Annotated in this window: 18 protein-coding genes and 1 pseudogene; 9 read left to right on the top strand and 10 right to left on the bottom strand. The window is 68.5% G+C overall.

The window, feature by feature from the left end; translation table 11 throughout:
* Positions 1–8: 8 nt before the first annotated feature.
* The 3 genes from tgmC to tgmA are packed head-to-tail and all read right to left on the bottom strand — an operon-like array spanning position 9 to position 2382.
* Complete coding sequence (gene tgmC, locus IH09_RS23150) at positions 9–1151, bottom strand: ATP-grasp peptide maturase system methyltransferase (protein WP_052859375.1); 1143 nt, start codon at positions 1149–1151, stop codon at positions 9–11.
* Positions 1148–2110, bottom strand: a complete 963-nt coding sequence (gene tgmB, locus IH09_RS23145) for an ATP-grasp ribosomal peptide maturase (RefSeq protein WP_052859374.1) — start codon at positions 2108–2110, stop codon at positions 1148–1150. Before tgmB ends, tgmC begins: the two co-directional genes overlap by 4 nt.
* Complete coding sequence (gene tgmA / locus IH09_RS23140; RefSeq protein WP_052859373.1) at positions 2110–2382, bottom strand: putative ATP-grasp-modified RiPP; 273 nt, start codon at positions 2380–2382, stop codon at positions 2110–2112. Before tgmA ends, tgmB begins: the two co-directional genes overlap by 1 nt.
* 768 nt (positions 2383–3150) lie before the next feature.
* Here tgmA and IH09_RS37760 point away from each other — a divergent pair.
* On the top strand, positions 3151–4374 hold the full coding sequence (locus tag IH09_RS37760; protein ID WP_094791480.1) for a helix-turn-helix transcriptional regulator: 1224 nt from the start codon (positions 3151–3153) through the stop codon (positions 4372–4374).
* 166 nt (positions 4375–4540) lie between these two features.
* On the opposite strand, the gene IH09_RS23130 is transcribed toward IH09_RS37760, so the two are convergent.
* On the bottom strand, positions 4541–5299 hold the full coding sequence (locus tag IH09_RS23130) for a TetR/AcrR family transcriptional regulator (protein ID WP_110952524.1): 759 nt from the start codon (positions 5297–5299) through the stop codon (positions 4541–4543).
* A 113-nt stretch (positions 5300–5412) separates the two neighbouring features.
* Between IH09_RS23130 and IH09_RS23125 the strand changes: the two genes are divergently transcribed.
* The 3 genes from IH09_RS23125 (at position 5413) to car (ending at position 11157) form a co-directional block, all read left to right on the top strand.
* On the top strand, positions 5413–6612 hold the full coding sequence (locus tag IH09_RS23125) for a DUF418 domain-containing protein (protein WP_052859372.1): 1200 nt from the start codon (positions 5413–5415) through the stop codon (positions 6610–6612).
* 94 nt (positions 6613–6706) lie between these two features.
* The gene (locus tag IH09_RS23120) at positions 6707–7417 is read left to right on the top strand and encodes a FadR/GntR family transcriptional regulator (RefSeq protein ID WP_052859398.1); all 711 of its coding nucleotides are present in this window, start codon (positions 6707–6709) and stop codon (positions 7415–7417) included.
* 209 nt (positions 7418–7626) lie between these two features.
* Positions 7627–11157 carry a carboxylic acid reductase gene (gene car, locus IH09_RS23115; RefSeq protein ID WP_110952523.1) on the top strand — a complete coding sequence of 1177 codons (3531 nt, stop codon included), beginning with the start codon at positions 7627–7629 and terminating at the stop codon, positions 11155–11157.
* Here car and IH09_RS23110 read toward each other — a convergent pair.
* Positions 11114–11680 (bottom strand): DUF3291 domain-containing protein, encoded by a 567-nt coding sequence (locus IH09_RS23110; protein WP_052859371.1) that lies wholly within the window; start codon positions 11678–11680, stop codon positions 11114–11116. The two genes, car and IH09_RS23110, sit on opposite strands and share 44 nt — an antisense overlap.
* Before the next feature lie 408 nt (positions 11681–12088).
* Positions 12089–13021: a LysR family transcriptional regulator gene (locus tag IH09_RS23105; RefSeq protein WP_052859370.1), complete on the bottom strand. Its 933-nt coding sequence runs from the start codon at positions 13019–13021 to the stop codon at positions 12089–12091.
* Positions 13022–13129: 108 nt separating this feature from the next.
* Between IH09_RS23105 and IH09_RS23100 the strand changes: the two genes are divergently transcribed.
* The 5 genes and pseudogenes from IH09_RS23100 to IH09_RS37755 all read left to right on the top strand — a co-directional run bounded on the left by IH09_RS23100 (position 13130) and on the right by IH09_RS37755 (position 18192).
* Positions 13130–13975 (top strand): alpha/beta hydrolase, encoded by an 846-nt coding sequence (locus IH09_RS23100; protein WP_052859369.1) that lies wholly within the window; start codon positions 13130–13132, stop codon positions 13973–13975.
* Positions 13976–14061: 86 nt separating this feature from the next.
* The gene (locus tag IH09_RS23095; protein WP_318279524.1) at positions 14062–15441 is read left to right on the top strand and encodes an MFS transporter; all 1380 of its coding nucleotides are present in this window, start codon (positions 14062–14064) and stop codon (positions 15439–15441) included.
* 165 nt (positions 15442–15606) lie between these two features.
* Positions 15607–16191: a DinB family protein gene (locus IH09_RS23090; protein ID WP_052859367.1), complete on the top strand. Its 585-nt coding sequence runs from the start codon at positions 15607–15609 to the stop codon at positions 16189–16191.
* A gap of 197 nt (positions 16192–16388) precedes the next feature.
* Positions 16389–16492: pseudogene (locus IH09_RS40695) on the top strand (IS5/IS1182 family transposase); the annotation flags it as partial.
* 398 nt (positions 16493–16890) lie between these two features.
* Positions 16891–18192 (top strand): VanZ family protein, encoded by a 1302-nt coding sequence (locus IH09_RS37755; RefSeq protein WP_172450474.1) that lies wholly within the window; start codon positions 16891–16893, stop codon positions 18190–18192.
* 28 nt (positions 18193–18220) lie between these two features.
* Here IH09_RS37755 and IH09_RS23075 read toward each other — a convergent pair whose 3' ends face one another.
* The 4 genes from IH09_RS23075 to IH09_RS40115 form a co-directional block, all read right to left on the bottom strand.
* Entirely contained in the window at positions 18221–18583 is a 363-nt protein-coding gene (locus IH09_RS23075; RefSeq protein ID WP_052859365.1) for a hypothetical protein, read from the bottom strand.
* A 96-nt stretch (positions 18584–18679) separates the two neighbouring features.
* Positions 18680–19675, bottom strand: coding sequence for a radical SAM/SPASM domain-containing protein (locus IH09_RS23070; RefSeq protein WP_052859364.1), 996 nt, complete (start codon positions 19673–19675; stop codon positions 18680–18682).
* Positions 19676–20194: 519 nt separating this feature from the next.
* Positions 20195–20431, bottom strand: a complete 237-nt coding sequence (locus IH09_RS23065) for a hypothetical protein (protein ID WP_190233381.1) — start codon at positions 20429–20431, stop codon at positions 20195–20197.
* Between the two features lie 85 nt (positions 20432–20516).
* Positions 20517–21014, bottom strand: coding sequence for a hypothetical protein (locus IH09_RS40115; RefSeq protein ID WP_318279523.1), 498 nt, complete (start codon positions 21012–21014; stop codon positions 20517–20519).
* Positions 21015–21071 lie beyond the last annotated feature (57 nt).

The raw sequence follows: 21071 nt of genomic DNA, 5'->3' as shown, positions 1-21071 counted from the left end.
CGCGTCGGTCAGATCGGCAGGTCCCATCCGGGGCCGTCCTCGGTGCCGAGCCACACCCGCTGCCCGGCGGCCGAGACCGTGATCCCGAACTTCTCCTGGTGAGGCTCGTTGGCGGCCTGCCAGCGCTGCACCGCCCGTTCCACCCGGTCCCACAGTCGGACGGGACCGCGCTGGACAACGGTCCACCCGCCCTTGGGGTTCGGGGCTGTCCGGGCCTGCGAACCGGTGGACACGTCCCAGAGGATCTGTTCCGCCCCTGCCCCCATTCGTTCGGCCGAGGGGGCCGCGAGTTGCGCGACCCAACCGCCGGTCCAGTCGTCGAGCTTGGCGGGGTCGATCTGGCTCAGTCGCTCATCCCCGGGCAGCAGGGCCGGCGTCGGGCGAGGCGGCCGGTCGTGCGGACGGGCGATCATGAAACTGGTGTAACCGGGGAGGAACCGGCCCGTGGCCTCTCCGGGGCCGGTCACGACGAGCAGCGCGAGAGCGTTGGCGTAGCTCCACCCGGAGAGTGTGGCGAGGATCTTCCCACCGGGCTTCACCTGGTGCAGCCACGGCAGCGGGACGTACCGGACCGAACAGGTGGCGATGAGCCGGTCGTACTGCCCGCCCTGCGGGTCGCCGCGCAGCCCGTCGTCGATGATCAGCCGTGGTGCGAATCCGGCCGCCTTGAGCGCCGTGGCGGCAGCCCCGCCGACCACCGGGTCGTACTCGATGCTGGTCAGATTGGCGTCCCCGAGGCGGTGTGCGCCGAGGGCGGTCGAGTACCCGGTTCCGGTGCCGATCTCCAGCACCCGGTGACCCGCCTCAGCACCGAGCTGCTGCCACATGCGCAGCACCAGGGACGGCAGGGTGGACGACGACGACGGGGAGCCGGTCACGGCGTCCTCGGTCACGTCGTCGGGCCTGACCCGGCCGTCCAGTTGGGTGATCAGCGTCTCGTCGGAATAGACCCCCTGCAGCCACCCGGGATCACCTTCCCGGACGGGCCGGTAGGTGGTGGGGACGCTGCCCGCCACCGGCAGGAAGTAGGACGCCGTGAACAGCTCGCGGGGAACCGTGGTGGCCGCACTGCGCCACTCGGTTTCGGTGAGGGTGCCGCCCTCGGCGAGCCTGTCCGCAAGGGCATTGCGGAGCTGAGCCGATGTGCTCACGTGTCGGGACCTTTCTCCAGTCGGTCGGTAAGAGCTTGGGCGATGGCGGCGGTGGTCTGCGCCGGCTGCCACGCCCATTGGCCGTTCGGGTTGCACTCAAGGAAGTACCAGGCACCTGCGGCGGTTACAGCGAAGTCGAACGCGCCGTAATTCAAACGGAGTTCGGCGAGATAGGTCGCGACCGCACGCGCGACCGACGCGGGTACCTCGATCGGTATGCACGTCATCAGGTCTTGACGGTGGCGCCAGTCGAGATCGGGGCTGTCGATCCGGACCCCGAACAGTCGGCCGCCCACGGCGGTTACCCGCGCGTCGAACGCCTTGTCCACCTTGGCTTGGAACATGTGGGGGCAGACGGACACGGCGTCGGTGATCTCGGCCGCGCGCACCTCCCGGACCCACACACTGTGCGGCTGATCGTCCACGCGGTAGGGCGTGTTCCACACGGGCTTGTAGACCACACCGCCGGGCTGATGGGCGGCGAACGTCCGAGCCTCCTGCGGGTCGTCGGTGATCACCGTACTGGGCACCAGGAACCCGCAGCGCAGCGCGGTCGAGAGCTGCGCGGGCTTGAACTCGGCGGCGCGGTTGCTCCACGGGTGATTCACATAGTGCGCGCCAGGCAGCGACGCGAGGATGCCCCCCGCGCCCCAGAGGGCCTGTTCTGCGGCGAACCGGCGGTCTTGGCCACTCAACTCCGGCGGTCCCTCGTAGGGCGAGGGCCTGCGTACCCAGACGGACCGGATCCGCCTGGTGTCGATCTCCCGGCTTGCCGTGCGCAGGGTGCCCCGCTGGTCGCCCGTACGATACGTAGCGGTCAGCGAGGCACCCGTGTGCAGGTCGGTGCCGGGGTCGAGACGGACCACGGGAACCCGGCGCTCGGCGAGAAGCCTGAGCACCACGTCCGCTGTCACGTCGTAGGCGTTGGTCAGCACCAGTACCGACCTGCTGTCACGCATCAGCCGGAACTCTGGTCCTGGTCGTACGACTCGGTGCTGTCCGCGTCGGTCGCACCACCAGGGCCGGACCCGTCGCCCGGGGTGGTCGTGGTAGGCGTCAGGCCGCTCGTGCTGGTGCCGTGGTTGCCCAGTTCGACCGTCCGGCCGTGCTCGTCCACGATGACCGCGATCTGGGTTTCGGGGTCGATCACGGGCGTGTACTGCGGAACCGTTGTGGTGGCCGCGTACGGCCCCATTCGCTGCGTGCCCCACGGGGCGGGCGTCTGCGTCATCTGTTCTGCGCCTCCGTTTCCTGGTGGTGCTGACACTTCAACAGCTCGGGCCGGACGACCCAAGCTGTCAATCCCGCCCCGGCCACTCGACCTGTCCAGGGTTTCCGCCACCGGGGCGGGAGTTGGCGCCCGTCCGCCTCTCGGGCCTGTGCACTCAGCACGGGGGAGCTGTGCGGCACCGCGAGGGGACGGGGTATCAGAGGAGGTCGGTAGCCGTCAGCGTCGGAATCGCCGTTGCCAGAGCGGCGAAGACGAATATGGACCGTCCGAACCGGCGTACGCGCTTCACCGGTTTCCCTGGCGCGGTGCGCAGTTGGGGCAGTCGCCGTGACGAGCGTTCGTGGGGTGCGCCGGACCCGGAAGGCAGACCACGCCACTGTGGGCGCACTGACGGCCCGGTCACCCGTGAGCGTCCGCGAGGTGGCGACTCATCCTGACGTTGCAGTCGCTCTGCTTGCTTCCGTCGCCGTTCGCCCGTGCCCGGTCGCGCTCCAAGGCGACGTTGTCGCAGTGCGCGCATCCCGGTACCGGCTGCGGGTCTCCCTCCAGCCTCAGCGAGAGGTCTACGGGGTCCTCCTGAGTGGTCTGCGTCCTGGTCGCCATGGTCACCGTCCCGCTTGTTCCGTCACGTCCGTTGCTGTGTGTTGGCCAAGACAAGCGTGGTGAGGGGGCGCACACCACAGCAGAAAAGCCGCAACCCGGCCGCACCGTGGCCGCACTGGCTACGCTGACCAGGGAAGACGCGTTCCCGAGAGGAGACCGGCCACGATGACCAGCAGGCGGCGGAGGTTGGCGGAGCGCCGGAAAGCGTGCGGGTTCAATCAGGAGGAATTCGCGGAAGCGGTAGGCGTTGACCGCTCGACCGTTCAGCGCTGGGAGAGCGGAAAGAATGACCCTCAGCCCTGTCAGCGTCCGAGGATCGCAAAGGTCTTGGCAATCACAGCGGCAGAACTAGACGCACTGCTTGTACCCGACGCTTACGCCCCACCCGCGTCACGCAATAGCTGGGTCGCCGTCGATTCGGCGGATAGTGACGATGAATTCGATGCGCTCGAACTCGCCCGGCGCGTATCCGCAAGCGACGTGGGGCGGGAAACGCTGGACCGTCTCGAATTCGCTTTTGATGATCTGGCAGCGAAGTACCCAGTATCCCCGCCGCAGGATCTACTGCAGCGAGTCCGTAAGCACTCTGCCTATGTGGCGCGTCTCATGGATGCACGCATGACTCTTGCGGATCAGCGTCGTCTTTACGTAGTTGGCGGCTGGTTTCAATTGCTCGGCGCCACGCTTCACATCGACTTGCATCAGAACGATGCGGCGACGGCGCGATTGCAGACAGCGGCAACCCTGGCGCAGCACGCGGAGCATCGAGAGATTGAGGCTTGGTGTTACGAGACGGACGCTTGGCGAGTCCTCACGGATGGCGACTATAAGCGCGCCCTTGAGCTTTCGTTGATTGCGCAGAACCTGGCACCTTCCGGGACCTCTGCTGCAATTCAAGCCACGGCGCAAGAAGGGAGAGCAAGGGCACGACTCGGAGAAGGTAAGGGCACATATTCCGCTATCGAACGGGTCCACCTTATGTCGACGGGAATGGTTCCACGAAAGGAAACCGAGCATCATTACCAGTACGATCCGAGCAAGGCGCTTGCTTACACCGCGACAACGCTTGCATGGGTCGGAGATCCGGCGGCCGAAGGCTATGCGCGTCAGGTAATTGCTGAGCTCGCACCCGCTGACGATGTAGAGAAATGGCCTCGCCGGGTAGCCTCTGCGAATATCGACCTGGCATTGGCACTTCTTGGGAGTGACCGACTGGATGAAGCGTGCGACGCCGCGCAGCGCGCAATACTCTCAGGTCGCATCGTGCCGTCGAATCACTGGCGAGCACTGGAAGTCGTAAAGGCCGTGGAAAATCGACAACTTCCGGAAGCCTCCGAATTGCGAGAGGTATACCAAGGCCTAAAGGCGCTCCCGGAAGGTGCCAAGTAACCTGGGGGGCGTGAACAAGTTCGCCCGTTACGGGCACGCGAAAAGCCCCCGATAGTCAAGCCGCTAGAGGCTCGACCATCGGGGGCGAGAGTTTGGGACTGTCGCTACTCGATACCCACCCGCCCCTGATGCGGCGTCAGAAGCCCCCAGCTGCCCCGGACCGGAGTCAGGATCCGCAGCGCCCGATCCGCGCGGCGACGCCATCGAGGATCAGCTCCAGTCCGAGCGAGAAGTCCGCGTCGGCGATCGTCGCGTCGGGTGTGTCCGACGGGGGCGCCTCGAACAGGGGCGAGGCGAAGAGCCGGGCGGTCTCGGGGAAGCGTTCGGGCTGGACGAGTCGCGCCAGCGCGCGGCCGTAGTCGCGCTCGGCGTCGGCCTGTCCCTGGCCTTCGGCCCTGCCCTCGGCGAGTTCGTCGTACAGCCGCACCGACTGGACCACATAGCCGCTGATGAGGGACAGGACGCCGACCTTGTGCGCCCAGTCGAGGCGGGTGGGGGACAGGACCGCCAGCGCGGCTTCCATCCAGGCGATCCGGTGCGGTCCGGAGGGCGGTCCGGAGACGGGCACGCGCGTCAGCCACGGCCGGCGCAGGTACACCGCGCGCTCCGCGAAAGCCCAGTCGCGCAGTCCATCGCGCCAGTCGTCGGCGTCCAGGTCCGGCGGTGTGCCCAGGGCGGAGTCGGCCATGAGCGTGAGCAGTTCGTCCTTGGATCCGACGTGCCGGTAGAGCGACATCCCCGTGACGCCGAGGCTCTTGGCGACCTTGGGAAGTGTCACCCCGCCGAGGCCGTCGCGGTCGGCGATCTGCACCGCCGCGGTGACGACCCGGGTCACGTCGAGGGCCGCGGGCCGTCCGAGACGTGAGGACTCCGCGATTCCCCAGAGCCGGCGCAGCGGCGCCGGGATGAAGTCCTCGCTGGTCATAGCGGCCTCGTTCGCTTCCGAAAATTTACGCCATCATGCCAGACCCGCATTAGTATATCTGTGATACTTTCTCTCTGAAATTAAGTCCTGGCAGCTCGACGGGGAGGACGACCATGAACGTGGACACCGCAGCGCGGACATCGAGAGGGCCGGTGCGTCGTGCCGAACGCGCCCTCGCACCGGACCTGGCCCGGGGAGCGATGCTGCTGATCATCGCGCTGGCCAACGTCGCCGGAGTCGTCTTCGCCGGCGAACCCGGTCTCGACACCGCACCGGAAGGTGCCGACCGCGGCCTCAACTTCCTGCTCTTAACGCTCGTCCACGCCCGTGGCTACCCGGTCTTCGCCGTGATGTTCGGCTACGGAATCGTCCAACTCGCCCGCCGACAAGATGAGTTCGGGGCCACACCGAAGCAGGTCCGCTCGGTGCTGATGCACCGCAACCTCTGGCTTGTCGTCTTCGGGTTCCTGCACGCCGCCCTGCTCTACTACGGCGACTTTCTCGGTGCCTACGGGCTCGTCGGGATCGTGACAACTCTTCTGCTGCTGCGCCGCGGCGACAAGTTCCACCGCATCGCACCGGCGCTCTGGGTGCTGTCGGCGGTCGAGGCCCTCGTCCTCTCCGGCATCGTGGTGCGCCGCATCCTCGCAGGTCCGGGCGGGGCGGCCCCGCTGCCGGTGAGCCACATCGACTCCCTCGGCGCGCCCGGGTACGTCGCCTCCCTGCTGGATCGCCTCGGCGAATGGCCGATGCACACGCTGACCGTCCTGCCCTTCATCATGATCACCTGGCTGGGCGTGTGGGCCGCCCGCCGCCGCATCCTCGAAGCGCCCGCCACCCACAAGGCCCTGCTCAGGTGGACCGCTGTCATCGGACTCGGCGTCGCCATCGCCGGAGGTCTGCCGGCCGCCCTGGTCGGCGCAGGCTGGCTGCACGTCGACGAGTCGACCGCCGGGCTGATCATGCAACTCCACGGCGTCAGCGGCATGTTCGCCGGACCGGGCTATGTGGCCGTCTTCGCCCTGATCGCCATACGGGTCGCCCGGCCCGGCCCCGTCGTCGGCGCCCTCTCGGCCCTGGGGCGGCGCTCCTTGTCGGGCTACCTGTTCCAGTCGGTGGCCTGGCTGATCCTTCTGGCGCCCTTCACGCTCGGTCTCGGCCACCGTTTCCACAGCCCCACGGTGACTGGCCTGATCATCGCCGTGACGGTCTGGCTCGCGACCGTTCTGCTCGCCCGCCTGCTCGACAGGCGCAAGCAGGCCGGCCCTGCCGAGACCGTCCTGCGCCGCCTGACCTACGGGCCCCGCGCCTGAGTAGGCGTTCCTGTAGGGCAGCACGAGGCGGGGACGCTCGCACCCCGCCTCATATGACGTTCAAATGTCTGACGTTTGTATGTACACTCCGGCCATGAAGCGCATCAGCACACCGCGCAGGTCGGCAAGCCTGTCCTCGCAGCTCGTGACCAGCCTCCGCGCGCACATCGAGGCCGGCGGGTGGCCGGTGGGAACACGGATCCCGCCGGAGCAGACCCTCATGGAGGAGCTCGGGGTGGGGCGCAGCACGCTGCGGGAGGCACTCGGCGCGCTCGTGCACCTGGGACTGCTGGAAGCCCGTATCGGGGACGGCACCTACGTCCGGGCGTCCAGTGAGCTCCAGTCCGTCATGGTGCGGCGCGCGAGTTCCGCGCAGCGGGACAACGTCCTCGAACTGCGCACCGTCCTTGAGGAGTACGCCTCGGGGGCCGCCGCCCTGCGCCGCAGCGAGGACCAACTGCACCAGCTGAGAGAGCTGTTGGCCGACGCCGACGCGGCCTGCGCCGGTGCGGACACGGCCGCGGCCGGGAGCGTCGACGCGCTGTTCCACCGGGCCGTCGTCCGGGCGAGCGGGAACGACCTCCTGATCGAGGTGTACGACCACCTCGGTACGGCTCTCACCGCCTCGCCGGAGGGCCTGCCCTGGGATGCCGTCGGCGCCGAGGAGCATGCCCGCCTGCACACCCGACTCGTCGACGCGATAGAGGCCCGGGACGAGAGCGGCGCCCGCGACGCGGCGGCCGCGATCGTCCAGCTCACCCGCGACCACGAGGCCGAGGCGCCACGAGCGGCGGAGGGAGAGTGAGCCCGCGGTTATCCCCGAGTCCGCGGTTATCCCCGATGTCCCGCGGGCGCACCGCGTCCCGGGCATCAGTACTCTCCACGTCACCGTCATGGGCGTCACGGCCGCGGCCTCCTCCGGGATCTCCGCGCCGCCGTCCCCTGTCCTCCCCTGCCCGAGAAGCGCATTTCCCTCGGATGAACGGGCCTCCCAGGCCACGAAGGAGACACCCCATGACCGGTTCGCAGCCCCCGACCGACGAGTTCGACGCATATACCGCTCGGCGCAGCGCTCACCTGTACGCGACAGACCCGCAGTTCCGCGGCGCCGCGCCCCTGGACGCCGTCACCGAGGCGATCCGGCGGCCGGGCCTACCGCTCGCCGACCTCGTGGACACGGTGATGGAGGCGTACGCGGACCGCCCCGCCCTGGGCGAGCGTGCCACGGAGCCGGTCACCGACCCGGTCACGGGCCGCACCACGCTGCGCCTCCTGGCACGGTTCGACACGATCACCTACGGCGAACTGTGGGAACGAGTCGGCGCGCTGGCCGCCGAGTGGCACCACCACCCCGACCACGCCGTGGGCCCGGGTGACTTCGTCGCGGTTCTCGGTCACCCGAGCGCCGAGTACACCGTGGTGGATCTGGCGTGCGTCCGCTCCGCTGCGGTGAGCGTCCCTCTCCAGGCCGGCGCCTCGGCGCAGCAGCTGGCCCCCATCGTCGCGCAGACCGGACCGCGCCTGCTCGCGGTGGACATGGCGCACCTGGAGGTTGCGCTCCGGATCGCGGCGGATGCCCCGTCGCCGGTCCGGATCGTCGTCTTCGGCCACCGCCCCGAGGTCACCGCGCACCGGGAGCAGCTGGACTCCGCCCGCGACCGGCTCGCGGCGCAGGGCCGAGGCGTCACCCTGGACACGCTGGCGGCCGGCATCGAGCGGGGACGGAGCCTGCCACCGGCTCCCCGCAGCCGAGAGGGGTCGACGGCCGACGCGCTCAGCGCGCTGATCTACACCTCGGGGAGTACGGGCACCCCCAAGGGCGCCATGTACACCGAGCGCCTTGTCACGCGGTTCTGGGTCGACTTCGTGCCCGGCCAGGAGATCCGGCCGTCCATCGTGCTCAACTATCTGCCCCTGAGCCACGTGATGGGCCGGGGCGCGCTGTACGGCACGCTCGCCAAGGGGGGCACCGCCTACTTCGTGGCGTCGAGCGACCTGTCCACCCTCTTCGAGGACCTCTCCCTGGTCCGCCCCACCGAGTTCCTCATGGTGCCCCGCATCTGCGACATGCTCTTCCAGCGCTACCAGAGCGAGTTGATCTGGTGGAACGCGGCGGGAGGCGATGCGGCCGAGCAGGCGGATCGCGTGAAGGAAGAACTGCGGGAGAAGACCCTGGGCGGCCGCCTCCTGTGGGCCGTCAGCGCCTCGGCCCCGCTGAGCGCGGAGATGTCGGCGTTCGTCGAGAGCTGCTTCCAGGTCAGGATGCTCGACGGGTACGGGTCGACGGAAGCCGGAGTCGTCTCGCTCGACGGCCGGCTGCTGCGCCCGCCGGTGACCGACCACAAACTGGCGGACGTGCCCGAACTGGGATACTTCCGCACCGACTCGCCGCACCCCAGGGGCGAACTGCTGATCAAGACCGACCGGCTCGTCCCCGGCTACTTCCGGCGACCGGATGCCACCGCCCAGGTCTTCGACGAGGACGGTTTCTACCACACGGGCGACATCATGGCCCGGACCGGTCCCGACGAGCTGGTGTACGTCGACCGCCGTTCCCACGTCCTCAAGCTGTCACAGGGCGAGTTCGTGGCCGTCTCCCGTCTGGAGGCCCTCTTCACCGGCAGCCCGGTCGTCCGGCAGATCTTCGTGTACGGCAACAGCGCCCGCGCCTACCTGCTCGCGGTCATCGTGCCCACCCAGGACGCACTCGACCGCGTCGGCGGGGACACCCGGCTCCTCGGGCCGGCCCTGCGCGAGTCCCTGCAACTCCTCGCCACCGAGGCGGGACTCAACTCCTATGAGATCCCACGGGACTTCCTCATCGAGACCGAGCCGTTCAGCCAGCGGAACGGGTTGCTCTCCGGAGTGCGCAAGCTGCTGCGCACCGCGCTGACGAAGCACTACGGCGAGCGCCTCGAAGCGCTGTACACCGAGCTGACCGAGCGCGAGACCGACGAACTCCGGGCACTGCGCCAGGCCGGCCCGTCCCGGCCGGTGGGGGAGACCGTGTGCCGGGCCGCCCGAGCGCTTCTCGGACACCGGCAGGGCGACCTGATGCCCGGCACACGCTTCCTCGAACTCGGCGGTGACAGCCTCTCCGCGCTGTCGTTCTCCCAGCTGCTGAAGGAGATCTACGACGTCGATGTCCCCGTCGACGTCGTCATCAACCCGGTCAACACGCTCCAGCAGGTGGCCGATCACATCGAGAAGGCCCTCGCGTCGGGACACCGGCGCCCGACCGCCGAGAGTGTCCACGGCCCGGGTGCGACGCGGCTCGTGGCGGGCGACCTGACGCTCAACGCGTTCTTCGACACGGAGCCCTTGGCGCAGGCCGACCGGCCCGCCGATCCACTGCCCCAGGCCCGGACCGTCCTGCTGACCGGCGCCAACGGCTACCTGGGCCGCTTCCTCTGCCTCGAATGGCTGGAGCGCGTCGCGGAGCGCGGCGGCACGCTGGTGTGTCTGGTCCGTGGCGGCACCGACGAGCTGGCCCGGACACGGCTCGACGCGGCCTTCGACAGCGGCGACCCCGGACTCCTCCGGCGCTACCACGACCTGGCCGCCGAGCACCTGGAGGTGGTCGCCGGCGACGTAGGGGAGACCGGCCTCGGGCTCGGCGAGGAGACCTGGCAGCGACTGGCCGACACCGTGGACCTGATCGTTCACCCGGCGGCACTCGTCAACCACGTCCTGCCGTACGACCAGCTCTTCGGCCCCAACGTGCTGGGTACGGCCGAACTGATCAGGCTCGCGGTCACCTCCCGGGTCAAGCAGTTCACCTTCCTGTCGACGGTCGCCGTCGTCTTCGGGTACGAGGCCGCGGCCGACGAGACGGCGGACATCCGCACGGCCTGCGCGACGCGCGACCTCGACAGCGGCTACGCCGACGGCTACGCGGCCGGCAAGTGGGCGGGCGAAGTGCTGCTGCGCGAGGCGCACGACAGGTTCGGCCTGCCGGTCGCCGTGTTCCGCTCGAACCTGATCCTCGCGCACCCCCGCTACCGCGGCCAGCTGAACATCCCCGACGTGTTCACCCGCCTCGTGCTGAGCCTGCTGGCGACGGGAATCGCCCCGGGCAGTTTCTACGCCCGGGGCACCGGCGAGGGTGGCGGGCACTACGACGGACTCCCCGTGGACTTCACCGCGCGAGCCGTCGCCTCGCTGGGCGACGACGCACGGGAGGGGTACCGGACCTTCAACGTCGTGAACCCGCACGAGGACGGCATCTCCCTCGACACCTTCGTCGACTGGCTGGTGGCAGCCGGACACCCGCTGGCGCGCATCCACGATTACGACGAGTGGCTCCACCGCTTCGAGACCGCCCTGCGCGGTCTGCCCGACGGCCGGCGGCAGCATTCGCTGCTTCCGCTGCTGCACGCCTTCGCCAGGCCGCAGGAGCCCCTGCCCGGCTCCGCCCTGCCCGCGGACCGGTTCCGCGCGGCGGTGCGGGCCGCCGCCTTCAACGAGGAGAACGACATCCCTTGTCTGTCGCGGGACCTGATCACCAAGTACGTGACGGATCTCCGGGCGGAGGGCCTGCTGTGACCGCGCCGCCGGGAGTTCCGTCCGGGGTGAACGAGTGGTGGAAGGTGAAGGCGTGCGGCGCGGGGTTGTGGTCGCGGAGGTGTTCCAGCCGGGAAACCCCGTCCCGCCAGGTGGGTATCAGGCCGTCGGAGACCCACCAGCACACGTAATTCGGGTGCGCTGACCGCTCGAACCAGTCGTAGCGCCTGGTCAGCGCCGTACGGTGCACACCGGTGTAGATGGCGTCGACGGCGGGGCGCAGGTCGGTCCAGAGGGAGAGGGTCGCGGCCAGGGCGGTGGTTTCCACCGTGCGGCCCTTGTCGTACCAGGCCGGTACGGCGAACTCTCCCCATGCGCCCCAGTCCGCCTCGAAGAACCCGCCCCGGTCAGCGTCTGCCGCCTCGGCATGCGCGAGGTATCCGGGGTGCCGACTGATCTCCGGGTAGACGGCCGCACCGATGTCGTAGAACTCGCCTATGAGAGGTGCGGGATCGGCGACAGGTGACGTCAGGATGCCGAATGTGTACAGCGCGAGATGGGGCATGCGTCTCTCCCTGGTGGGGGTGCCTGGTGTGGACCCGGTTCGGTGGCTTACGCACGGGGGCGGGGAGGGGTGGGGCGTGACCACCTCACCCCGTCGCGGGTGGCTCAGACGGAAGGAACTCCGGTGCGACCGTGGGCGATCGCCGAAGACCAGGTGAAGGTAGCTGCCTCCACGGGCCCTGTCGAAGTTGCGTTTTCCCTGCCCAAGTGGCTTCTCGCACCGCGGCGCCGACCACTGACTGATCGTTTCGGAATGAGTTGCGCTGTGGTCTTACGCTTGGCGATCTCGATCGGCAGGGTGTCCGGGGTGCCTGCTGATCTTGTTCCTGATGACCTGTGGGAGCGAGCGGCACCGTTGTTGCCGCCCGCTCCCGAGCGGCGCCGCCGTCACCCCGGACGCCGGCCCGCATCAAGTGTGGTGCCGGAGCCGGTCGTTGAGCGCGGCACCGACGTCGGGGCAGTTCTTCCGGATGGTGTCGAGGAAGGCGCGCAGCACCGGGGAGTGATCGCGGGCCGCGAAGGACAGGACGAGATCGGGCAGGGGCGTGCGCGGGGTCACGTCACAGAACCGCACTCCCGGACGCGGGACCGCCCTCATACGGGACGGCCCCAGGCCGACGCCCACGCCCGAGGCGGCGAGGCCGATGATCGTGTGCACGTCCCTCGCGGCGGTCGCGCCGCCGAGAGCCGATGAGTCCGTGCCCAGCAGGGTGCGCAGTCCGGCGACCACAGCGGGCTCGTCCTCGCCGGCCGACACGATCAGCGGCTGTCGCCGCAACTGATCGGCGCTTACCGCCTGTTGACCCGCAAATGGGTGCACCGTACTCACCACGGCGATCACGTGGTCGTGTCCGACGGGGACGGACACGAGATGCTCGGCTCCGGCACCCCGTGGGGGGCCGAGGGTGAAGGCCACGTCCAGCTCCCCGGCGACGAGAGCTGGGCTGCTGCGGCTGGTTGCCATCTCGTGCAGTTCCAGTCTCACGTCGGGCCGTTCACGGCCGAACCGGCTCAGGACGCCCGGCAGCGGGTCGAGCAGTGCCGAGGCGATGAAGCCGAGGCGCAGACGTCCCGTCTCGCCGCGCGCGGCCCGGCCCGCGTCGACCGTGGCCGCCGCGATCTCGTCGAGCGCCCGGCGCGCCCGCGCGAGGAACGCTTCGCCGGCGGCGGTCGGGAACACCCCCTGACGTGTGCGGTCGAACAGCCGGGCCCCGACCTCGCGCTCCAGGTCGGCGATCTGCTTGGACAGCGGCGGCTGCGCGATGCCCAGCTCGCCGGCCGCCCGGCCGAAGTGTTCGTGCTCGGCGAGAGCAACCGCGTACCGCAGGTGTCGCGCTTCCATGACCCGCCCTCCCTCCCATCGGCTGCTGGCCATACCTCAAAGATATCGCCATGCCACTTATCAGATCTATGAATGGATGGCGCTGTCGTCTCTGTCTGGAATGGAGCCATGAAGAACGCATCTCTGACCGGCACCGTCTTCGTTTTCGTGCACGGCGCCTGGCACAGCTCCGGACAGTGGGCGGCGACGCAGCGCGCGCTGGCCGGACTGGGCGCTGCAAGCGTGGCCGTCGACATGCCGGGGCACGGCTTCGACGCACCCCTGCCCACCGGATACCTGCTGCCCGGCCAGCCGGGCCTGCTGACCGAGAAGTCACAGCTCGCCACCCTGACGATGGACGACTGCGCCGAGGCAGTACTGAGCGTCCTGCGCCAGGTGCGTCACCATCGCACTGTCGTGCTCGTCGCGCACAGCGCGGGCGGCGGTCCCGCGTCCCTGGCCGCGGAGCGGGCGCCCGAGCTGGTGGACCGGATCGTCTACCTGTCCGCGTTCGTCCCGGGCGGGCGGCCGCGGTTCTTCGACTACTTGGGCTCACCCGAGAACGCCACCGCGCTGGGCCAGAACCTGAACCTCGGCGACCCCGAGGCCCTGGGCGCCGTACGGATCAATCCGCTCTCACCGGACCCCGCCTACCTCGACGAACTGCGGGAAACCCACTACCACGACACCCCCCTGGACCGCTTCGACCGGTGGCGGTCCGCGCTGAGCCCTGATCTGCCCCTGGCGATCCCGACGGCTCCGGTCACCCTGACCGCGGCACGGTGGGGACGAATTCCACGAACTTTCCTGCGCTGCGCCGAGGACCGGGCGCTGGCACCGGCCGCGCAGGACCTGATGATCGCGGAAGCCGACCGGGTCTTCCCCGGTAACCCGTTCACCGTGCATACCCTGCCCGGCAGCCACAGCCCGTTCGCCGCCCGGCCGGGCGAGCTCGCCGCGGTCCTCGCCTCGTGAGCCGGCACCGGCCCATGAAGGGTCCCCCGTTCCTGAGTGGGGGACGGCTCGCAGCCGGTGGCGGCGGGCGGCTCGTACTGCCGGTCGTGCTGAGCGCGACATTCATGCAGTTGCTCAACGTCACCGTCGCGCAGATCGCCGCCCCGGCGATCCGGGCCGACCTGGGTGCCGGCTCAGGTGCCGTGCAGCTGATCCTGGCCGGGTACACCCTGACCTACGCCTGCTTGCTCATCACGGCCGCGCGCCTCGGCGACCGGTACGGCTACCACCGGCTGTTCGTGCTGGGCACCGTCGTCTTCATGGCCGGTTCGGTAGCCGCCACGTGTGCTCCCGATGCCACGTTCCTCATCGTGGCCCGGCTGGTCCAGGGCGCGGGCAGCGGCTTGGTCGCCCCGCAGGTTCTGTCGATCATCCAGGTCGCCGTCCCCGCTGCCCGGCGCCCACGGGCTCTCGGCCTGTTCGGTGCCACGATGGGAGTGGCGTCGCTGGCCGGGCCGCTGATCGGCGGACTTCTCGTCGGCGCCGACCTCTTCGGTCTCGGCTGGCGCTCGGTGTTCCTGGTCACGGTGCCGGTGGCACTCGTCTCGCTCGCGGGCGCGACGGTACTGCCTCGCACGCGAGGCGCGGCCGGACAGCGCGTGGACGGGGTGGGCGTGTTGCTGACCACCGTGGGCTTCGGTGCGCTGGTGCTGCCGCTCGCGCTGGGAGGGGAAGCCGGCTGGCCCTGGTGGACATGGGCCACGCCGGCCGTGTCCGTGGCCGCTCTCGGCTGCTTCGCCCTGACTCTCCTGCACCGGCCGGATCCGCTGGTGCATCCGTCGCTGTTCCGCGACCGGAGGGCGCGGGCGGGGGTGCTGCTGGTGTTCGTGTTCAACGCCGGGGTGCCGTCCTTCACGTATCTGCTGTTCCTGCATCTGCAGTCGGCCATCGGGTATCCCGCCCTCACGGCAGCGCTGACGTCGGCTCCCTTCGCGGCCGCGGCCGTGCTGGGCAGCCGTGGCGCACCCGCGCTGGCCCGCCGACACGGGTCGGCCGTGCTCACGGTCTCGGCGCTGGTATTGGCGGGGACGGCCCTGGCTCTCGCGCCGCTCATCGGCACGGCGGCCGGACGCTGGGCGGCGTTGCCGGTCCTGGCTCTCGGCGGCGCCGCGTTCGGCTCGTTCACCGCCTCGGTGTTCGCGTCGGTGCTGGCGAGGGTGGACGGCCCCGCGGCCGGTTCTGTGTCCGGGCTGTTGCCCACGGCTCAGCAGTTGGGCGGGTCGATCGGGGTGGCTGCGGCGGGGCTCGTCTACTTCGCACCCGCCGCCGGCCCGGGCGCCGCGTTTCGGCACGCCATGATCTACGAGGCCGCCGTCTTCGCCGTCACCGCGCTGATCAGCCTTCGGATGCGCGACCGGAACCGACCAGCCGCGCCACGGGCAGATGCGGCGCGTGCTGCGGGGACGTTGGGAACACCCGGATCGTGAGCCCGGCGAAGCGCCGGGATGCGAGGCAGCAGGCTCGTAAGCCCCGACACCGAGCCGGCCTGCGGCCTCTATCTGCCTCCGCCGTCTGCGCACCTCATTTTGAAACGATCAGTTAGAGGTTCGGGATCTTGAGACCACGAGCAGCCCATGGCAGGCTCATGCCGCATGATCGATGAATTCGCGAAAGGCAACCTGCACGGGAGACTGCGGCGGGACCGCAAGGCGCTGCTCTGGAAACTCGACGGCTTGTCCGAATACGACGCCCGCCGACCTTTGACAGTGACCGGGACCAACCTCCTCGGCCTGGTCAAACACGTGGCCACCGTCGAGGCCAGGTACTTCGGCGAGGTCTTCGACCGCCCTTCCCCGGAACCGCTGCCCCGGTGGCAGGACTCCAACGGCAGCGATCAGTGGGCGACCGAGGACGAGACCTGCGATCAGATCATCGGGTTCTACCGGCGCACGTGGGAACACTCGGACACGACGATCAACGAGCTTCCCCTCGACGCCCCCGGCCACGTGCCGTGGTGGCCGGAGCCTTATACCAACACAAACCTGTTCGCCGTCATGGCCCATGTCCTCGGCGAGTCCAATCGGCATGCCGGGCACGCCGATATCCTGCGCGAGGGCCTCGACGGCCGGACCGGGATGCGCCCCGAACACGAGAAGCAGATCGACGAGGAAGCCCGTGCAGCCCACTGCGCGAAGATCGAGCAGGCCGCCAGGTCAGCCGCACCAATCAAGGCTTAGAGGTTGTCTCACGTGACGTGATGTTCGTGCGGCATCTGCCGCCGACGTTCGGCACGTCGCCTGCCACCGCGCATCGCCGCTGCACGGTATGGACCGAGGCCGGCCTGTGGCGTCGGCTGCACCGGGCGGTGCTGGACGAACTCGGGGCCCGGGGCAAGGTGGACTGGACCTCGGCGATCGTCGACGCGGCCTCCGTTCGCGCCAAAAGGGGGGATCGCTGACCGGGCCGAACCCGGTCGATCGCGGCAAGAAGGGCAGCAAGCTGCATGTGCTGTCCGATGCCCAGGGCGTCCCGCTCGCCGTCGACCCGCTCGGGCCGGCTGTCGGTCGCCGGACTGATCGCCATGCGGCGAACACTCAGCTGTCGAATGGTGTGCTTTATTTCGAGGCCCACAATGGGCGCGAGATAGGCCAGTCCAGTACCAAGGTCTACACGGGCGAGAGATATACGAAGACTGGCGGAAGTGCAGTTTCCGTGCAGATGAAGGTCGATTTTGCCGGTGGTCTCTACAAGGACACCGTGAAGACCGTCAAGGCCGGGCAGACTGTTAACTACTCGCTGAGCGTCCCCGTCAGTGTGGCGTCGGACTGCAGCGCTGTAGGTGTTATGACCGCAAACGGCACCATGTACGAGACGCCTTACATCAAGCAGCTCTGCTAGGGCGCTCTCCCTTCCCTCCCTCTTGAAGGATGTACCTGGTGATTGAAGCATCTGTTGGCGCGCTTCCTGGGCTGATCCCAGCATTTCTCATCATCGCAGCGATACTGGGCGTTCCGTCAGCGCTGATGGCGAAGGCAAAGGGTGGATCTGTTGTTCTCTCGCCTCTGTTTGCGGTGGCCCTGGCCGGTGTGCTGACCGTAACGCTGCTACCAGGCGGTGGAGGGTCAGGGCAGGTCGGCATCTGCGATGTCGGCCTGCCCCTTCAGGATCTCCTGTCCTCCGAGTCTGCTCGCCTCAACGTGCTGCTCTTTATTCCTGCGAGTTTCCTCGCAGTGCTCCTCTTCCGGCGGCCAATCTTGGCCCTCTCTGGATCTTTGATCTTGACGTGTGGTGTTGAACTGATCCAGGCGTGGGCAGACATTGGCCGTGCATGCAGCTACGACGACATCAAAGCGAATACGCTCGGCGGCTTTCTCGGTGTATTCTTCGGAACCGCATTTCTGTGGTTGCGGAAACGTCGCTCACCCTTCACTCGCACCGACACCCTATGGGGCGTATGTGCTGGCGTGGTGGGCAGTCTAATTCTTGCTGCATCGTTCGCCTTCGCCGTCGAGCCGGTTCACTCAGAAGAGCAGTCGCAGCACAGGCGCCAAGCCTTGCAGGATGATCTCGCTCAAGATGCCTGGCTTCAGCAGACGGTGGGTGAACTGTACGGCAAGGGGACAATCATTACCCAGTCCGCCAGTTTGAAATTGAAAAACGGGCACCGGCGCTTGGAGGCGGAGACGGCGAAGGGCGATGTGGTTGCGAGATGGCCCGAACGAAGGCTTGTACGCTTCGCCCTGAAGGGCAGCACAAGCGGAGGCGGAGCACTAACCGAAGCGGAAATCGAAAGCATCGGAGATCGCTTCGCCAAGAAATGGTTTCCTGATGAAGTGGCCGGAGCCAAAGCCACTCACAGGGCGGTCCACGGCAGTCACGGACCCCACGTACTTGTCTATCGTCGCTACGTAGACGGGGTGATGATGCCCATGCGGCTGGACCTCACTGTCTCGCCCGCCGGCCAAATCACTGCTATGTCTGCGAATTCCACACAAGACCCGAAACTCCCGAAAGTGACCGTTACTCGAACCGGTGCCAAGGAGCTGGCTGGGCGCACGGCCGAAGGCGCAACTGCGGTCCCCGCCAATCTCCTTGCTCAACGGGTCAACCACGCTTGGCGCCCTGTGTGGATGGTCTCCATCATGCGAGAGGCGGAGCAAACACCGGAGTCAACGATATTCATCGACGCTGTGACGGGAAAGGAAGTGACCCCAGAGCCGCCTACCGAGGACGGCTGAGCCACCGGTAGGAGATCCACGGAGAACCTTAAGACCTGTCCCCTTGTGTCTCTTTCAGGTATCCACGGGCGGCTTCGATGAATACCTCCCGGGCCTTCTTGAATGACACCCAGTCCTGTTCTTCGGTGCCGGCCCGGCCCAGGTGCCGGAGCTGTTCGACAAGGGCTTGCGCTTCCTTGTGCGGACCGGTGGGTTCGACCGTGATGAGGTTGCAGGCATCGCGGGTGACGGCGTATGCCTCATCTCGTGCGGCGGTGGCTTCTTCGGGACTCTCGTAACGGCCTTCGGCTTCCCAGTAACACACGGACGATTCCTGGTCTGCCGCGCTCAGGAAAGCCGCGTAGGCATCGCGTCGGGCGAGGTACAGCGCGAGAGGGAATGGCGTGCTCATATGGGCTCTCCGTCTTCCGGGGAATGGGACGCCGCCACGCTACTCGGGGGCGTCCCGGTCATCACCGCCTTGTCTCGAAGTTCCTTCTTGCGGGCGTCAGCAGTCGGTGCCCGCGACGCCCGGACTCCGGTAACGCACCGACCTGTGCGGCGACATGATCGGGGGAGTCGGCCGTCGCGCCGATTCCCCTGCCTTCCCCGATCCCGCTGATTCGCCGGTTGGTCCGCATACCGCATCAGGGGCGCAGGCCAGTTGGGGAGCGCAGGTTTCGAAGGACGGCCCGCAGTCGGGCAGGCAGCTCGGATCGCCGCCGGCCTGTGCCTTCTCGGGGAAGACATGGGCGAGTTCGGCACGGGCCCCCTGCATGGCGACGCCGTGGTAGATCTCCCGGATGCTCTGTTCGCGGACGTTGCCCACCGGCATCCAGCGCGCGAACACACAGGGCCAGACATCACCGTTCGGCGAGATGGCCATCTTGTTCCGGCCGCACCGCCCGCAGAGCTTCCTGATATCCGGCGCGGCGCCATTCGCTCCCCGGCCGAACGGGCGGATTTTGTCCGTCCGGACATCCCGGATGCCGACGTCCAGAAGATCGCGCCGTCCCTCCCTGCCGCGTTGTCCCTTCAGAACGTTGATCACGGCGCCGCGCAGGGGAATCCCGTATTCCCGGGCCTTTTCGACGTTGGCGCGGGTACGCCGGTGCGCACCCCGGTTCGCGGTCACGTCGTCGTGGTCGCCGGGGTCGTCGGAGTAGTAGCTGAACGCGAGCGAGACGCCCGTCAGGCGGAGGGCGGCCCAGGCTTCGTCCGTGAGGTGGGTGAGGTTGCTGAACACCTCGACCTGCATGTTCCGTGCGCGGGCGTGGCGGACGAGTCCGGGGAAGTCCGGGTGCAGGGTGGGCTCGCCGCCGATGAACTGGCAGTGCCGCGCGCCGAGTGCGGCCAGCTCGTCGATGGACCGGAACCAGTCTTCCGGGGTCATGGTGCCGTGGTCGCCCTGTGGGGAGCTGTCGGCGTAGCAGTGGCGGCAGTTGAGGTTGCAGAACCCCGTGATCTCCAGCCATACGAATTGAGGGGCGGCGAGTAGTGCCATATTTCGCTCTCCTTGACTTGTCCTCTTGTCCGGCTCTGTACGGCGGGGTGGGCTACCGGTGGAGGTAGCCCGTGACGAGCGTCAGCGCCAGGAGCATGAAGCTGCCCCATGAGATGAGGAGCAGAATGCCGCCCCAGAACGGGCTGTCGCTCGTGATGCGCCATCGCGCGAGGCGAGGTCGTGCATGTCGCGGCTTTCCGGTTACCCCCATGTGCCGCTCCCGGTACGGATCTTGTGGTCGGTCTTCCGCTTCTCTTCCTTCAACTTGTCGCTCAGATCTTTGGTGCTTCCCTTTTCTTTTTCCTTTTCCCTTTTTTCTGGCATAGCGGTGCCTCACGCTTTGTGGGTTGCCGACTTGCCCCGTTGCCCCCTGGGAATGTCACTTTCGGTGCCGTCCGGCTGGATGGCTCTTGGACCGCCGGCCGGACGGCCCGCCCTTTCCCCGTACCTCTCCCCGGGGGAAAGGCGCCTCGCGGCCGGGATTCCGATCGGTCGACCGGCCGCGAGGCGACTGAAGGGCTAGCGCGGTTTCACGTGCGCGCTCGCCTGCTTGTGGAGCTTCCGTATGGCGGCGAACTGCCGCTTCTCGCGGACGGTCGCCAGCCTGAGACGCGTGTACCTCCGGCTCCACCGCCACCCGGAGGGCCGTTCAAGGAGAACGTCCGACCCCTGCACGGCGACCGCGACGGCGGGTATGCCGAAGTCCTGGTCGTAGACGATGGATTGGACGGGAACGTCCTCCGCTTTGCCGAACACGGAGGCGTAGTCGGTCGCCTGCCGGGGAACCGTCGTGGGGCCGCGCCCCGGGGTGCGTTCCCCGCTCCTGCCGGATGCCGTATTCCTAGGGGGCGCCACGCCGGGACACCTCCCGCAGGGCGCTCGCCAGGCGGTGCGCCGTCTCGACGTTGCACCGGCCGAGGTCCACGAGTGCGATCGTCTGGCCGGCGCAGGTCGCGATGTCGGTGGTGAGGGACGGCAGGATGACGCCGGCGTCCCGGAGTGCGGCGGCGAGACCGTCGCGCGCCTCTCGGACTTCCTTGGTGATCCGCCGCCAGTCGTCTCGGCTCTGCGGCTCTTCTGTCAGCACGGGGTTACCTCCGTCATGCGGTGGGACCGCCCGGTCACTGCTGACGCCGTCTCGTGCGCAGATGCTGCACAGGTCCGGGCCGGGCGGCGGGCGCCCCGTCGGGTCGATGACGACCGCAGGGGCCACGAGCATCCGGCGCAACGCGCGCTCCGCCTGGACGAGGAGAGGCCGTGTCGGCTCCGCGAATTCGGTCGGCACCCACTCCGGCGGGCGCCAGGCGATGTACGCGGCGCGGGCGTTCCCTTCGGGCACGGCCACTCCTCTCCGTAGCGGTTCCGCTACCGGATGCGCTCAGCGTGGCCTAGAGTC

This window comes from Streptomyces celluloflavus (assembly GCA_000720995.1).
Classification (GTDB): domain Bacteria; phylum Actinomycetota; class Actinomycetes; order Streptomycetales; family Streptomycetaceae; genus Streptomyces; species Streptomyces celluloflavus.
The sequence above is the reverse complement of the archived record's forward strand: the minus strand, read 5'-3'. Positions and strand labels throughout refer to the sequence as shown.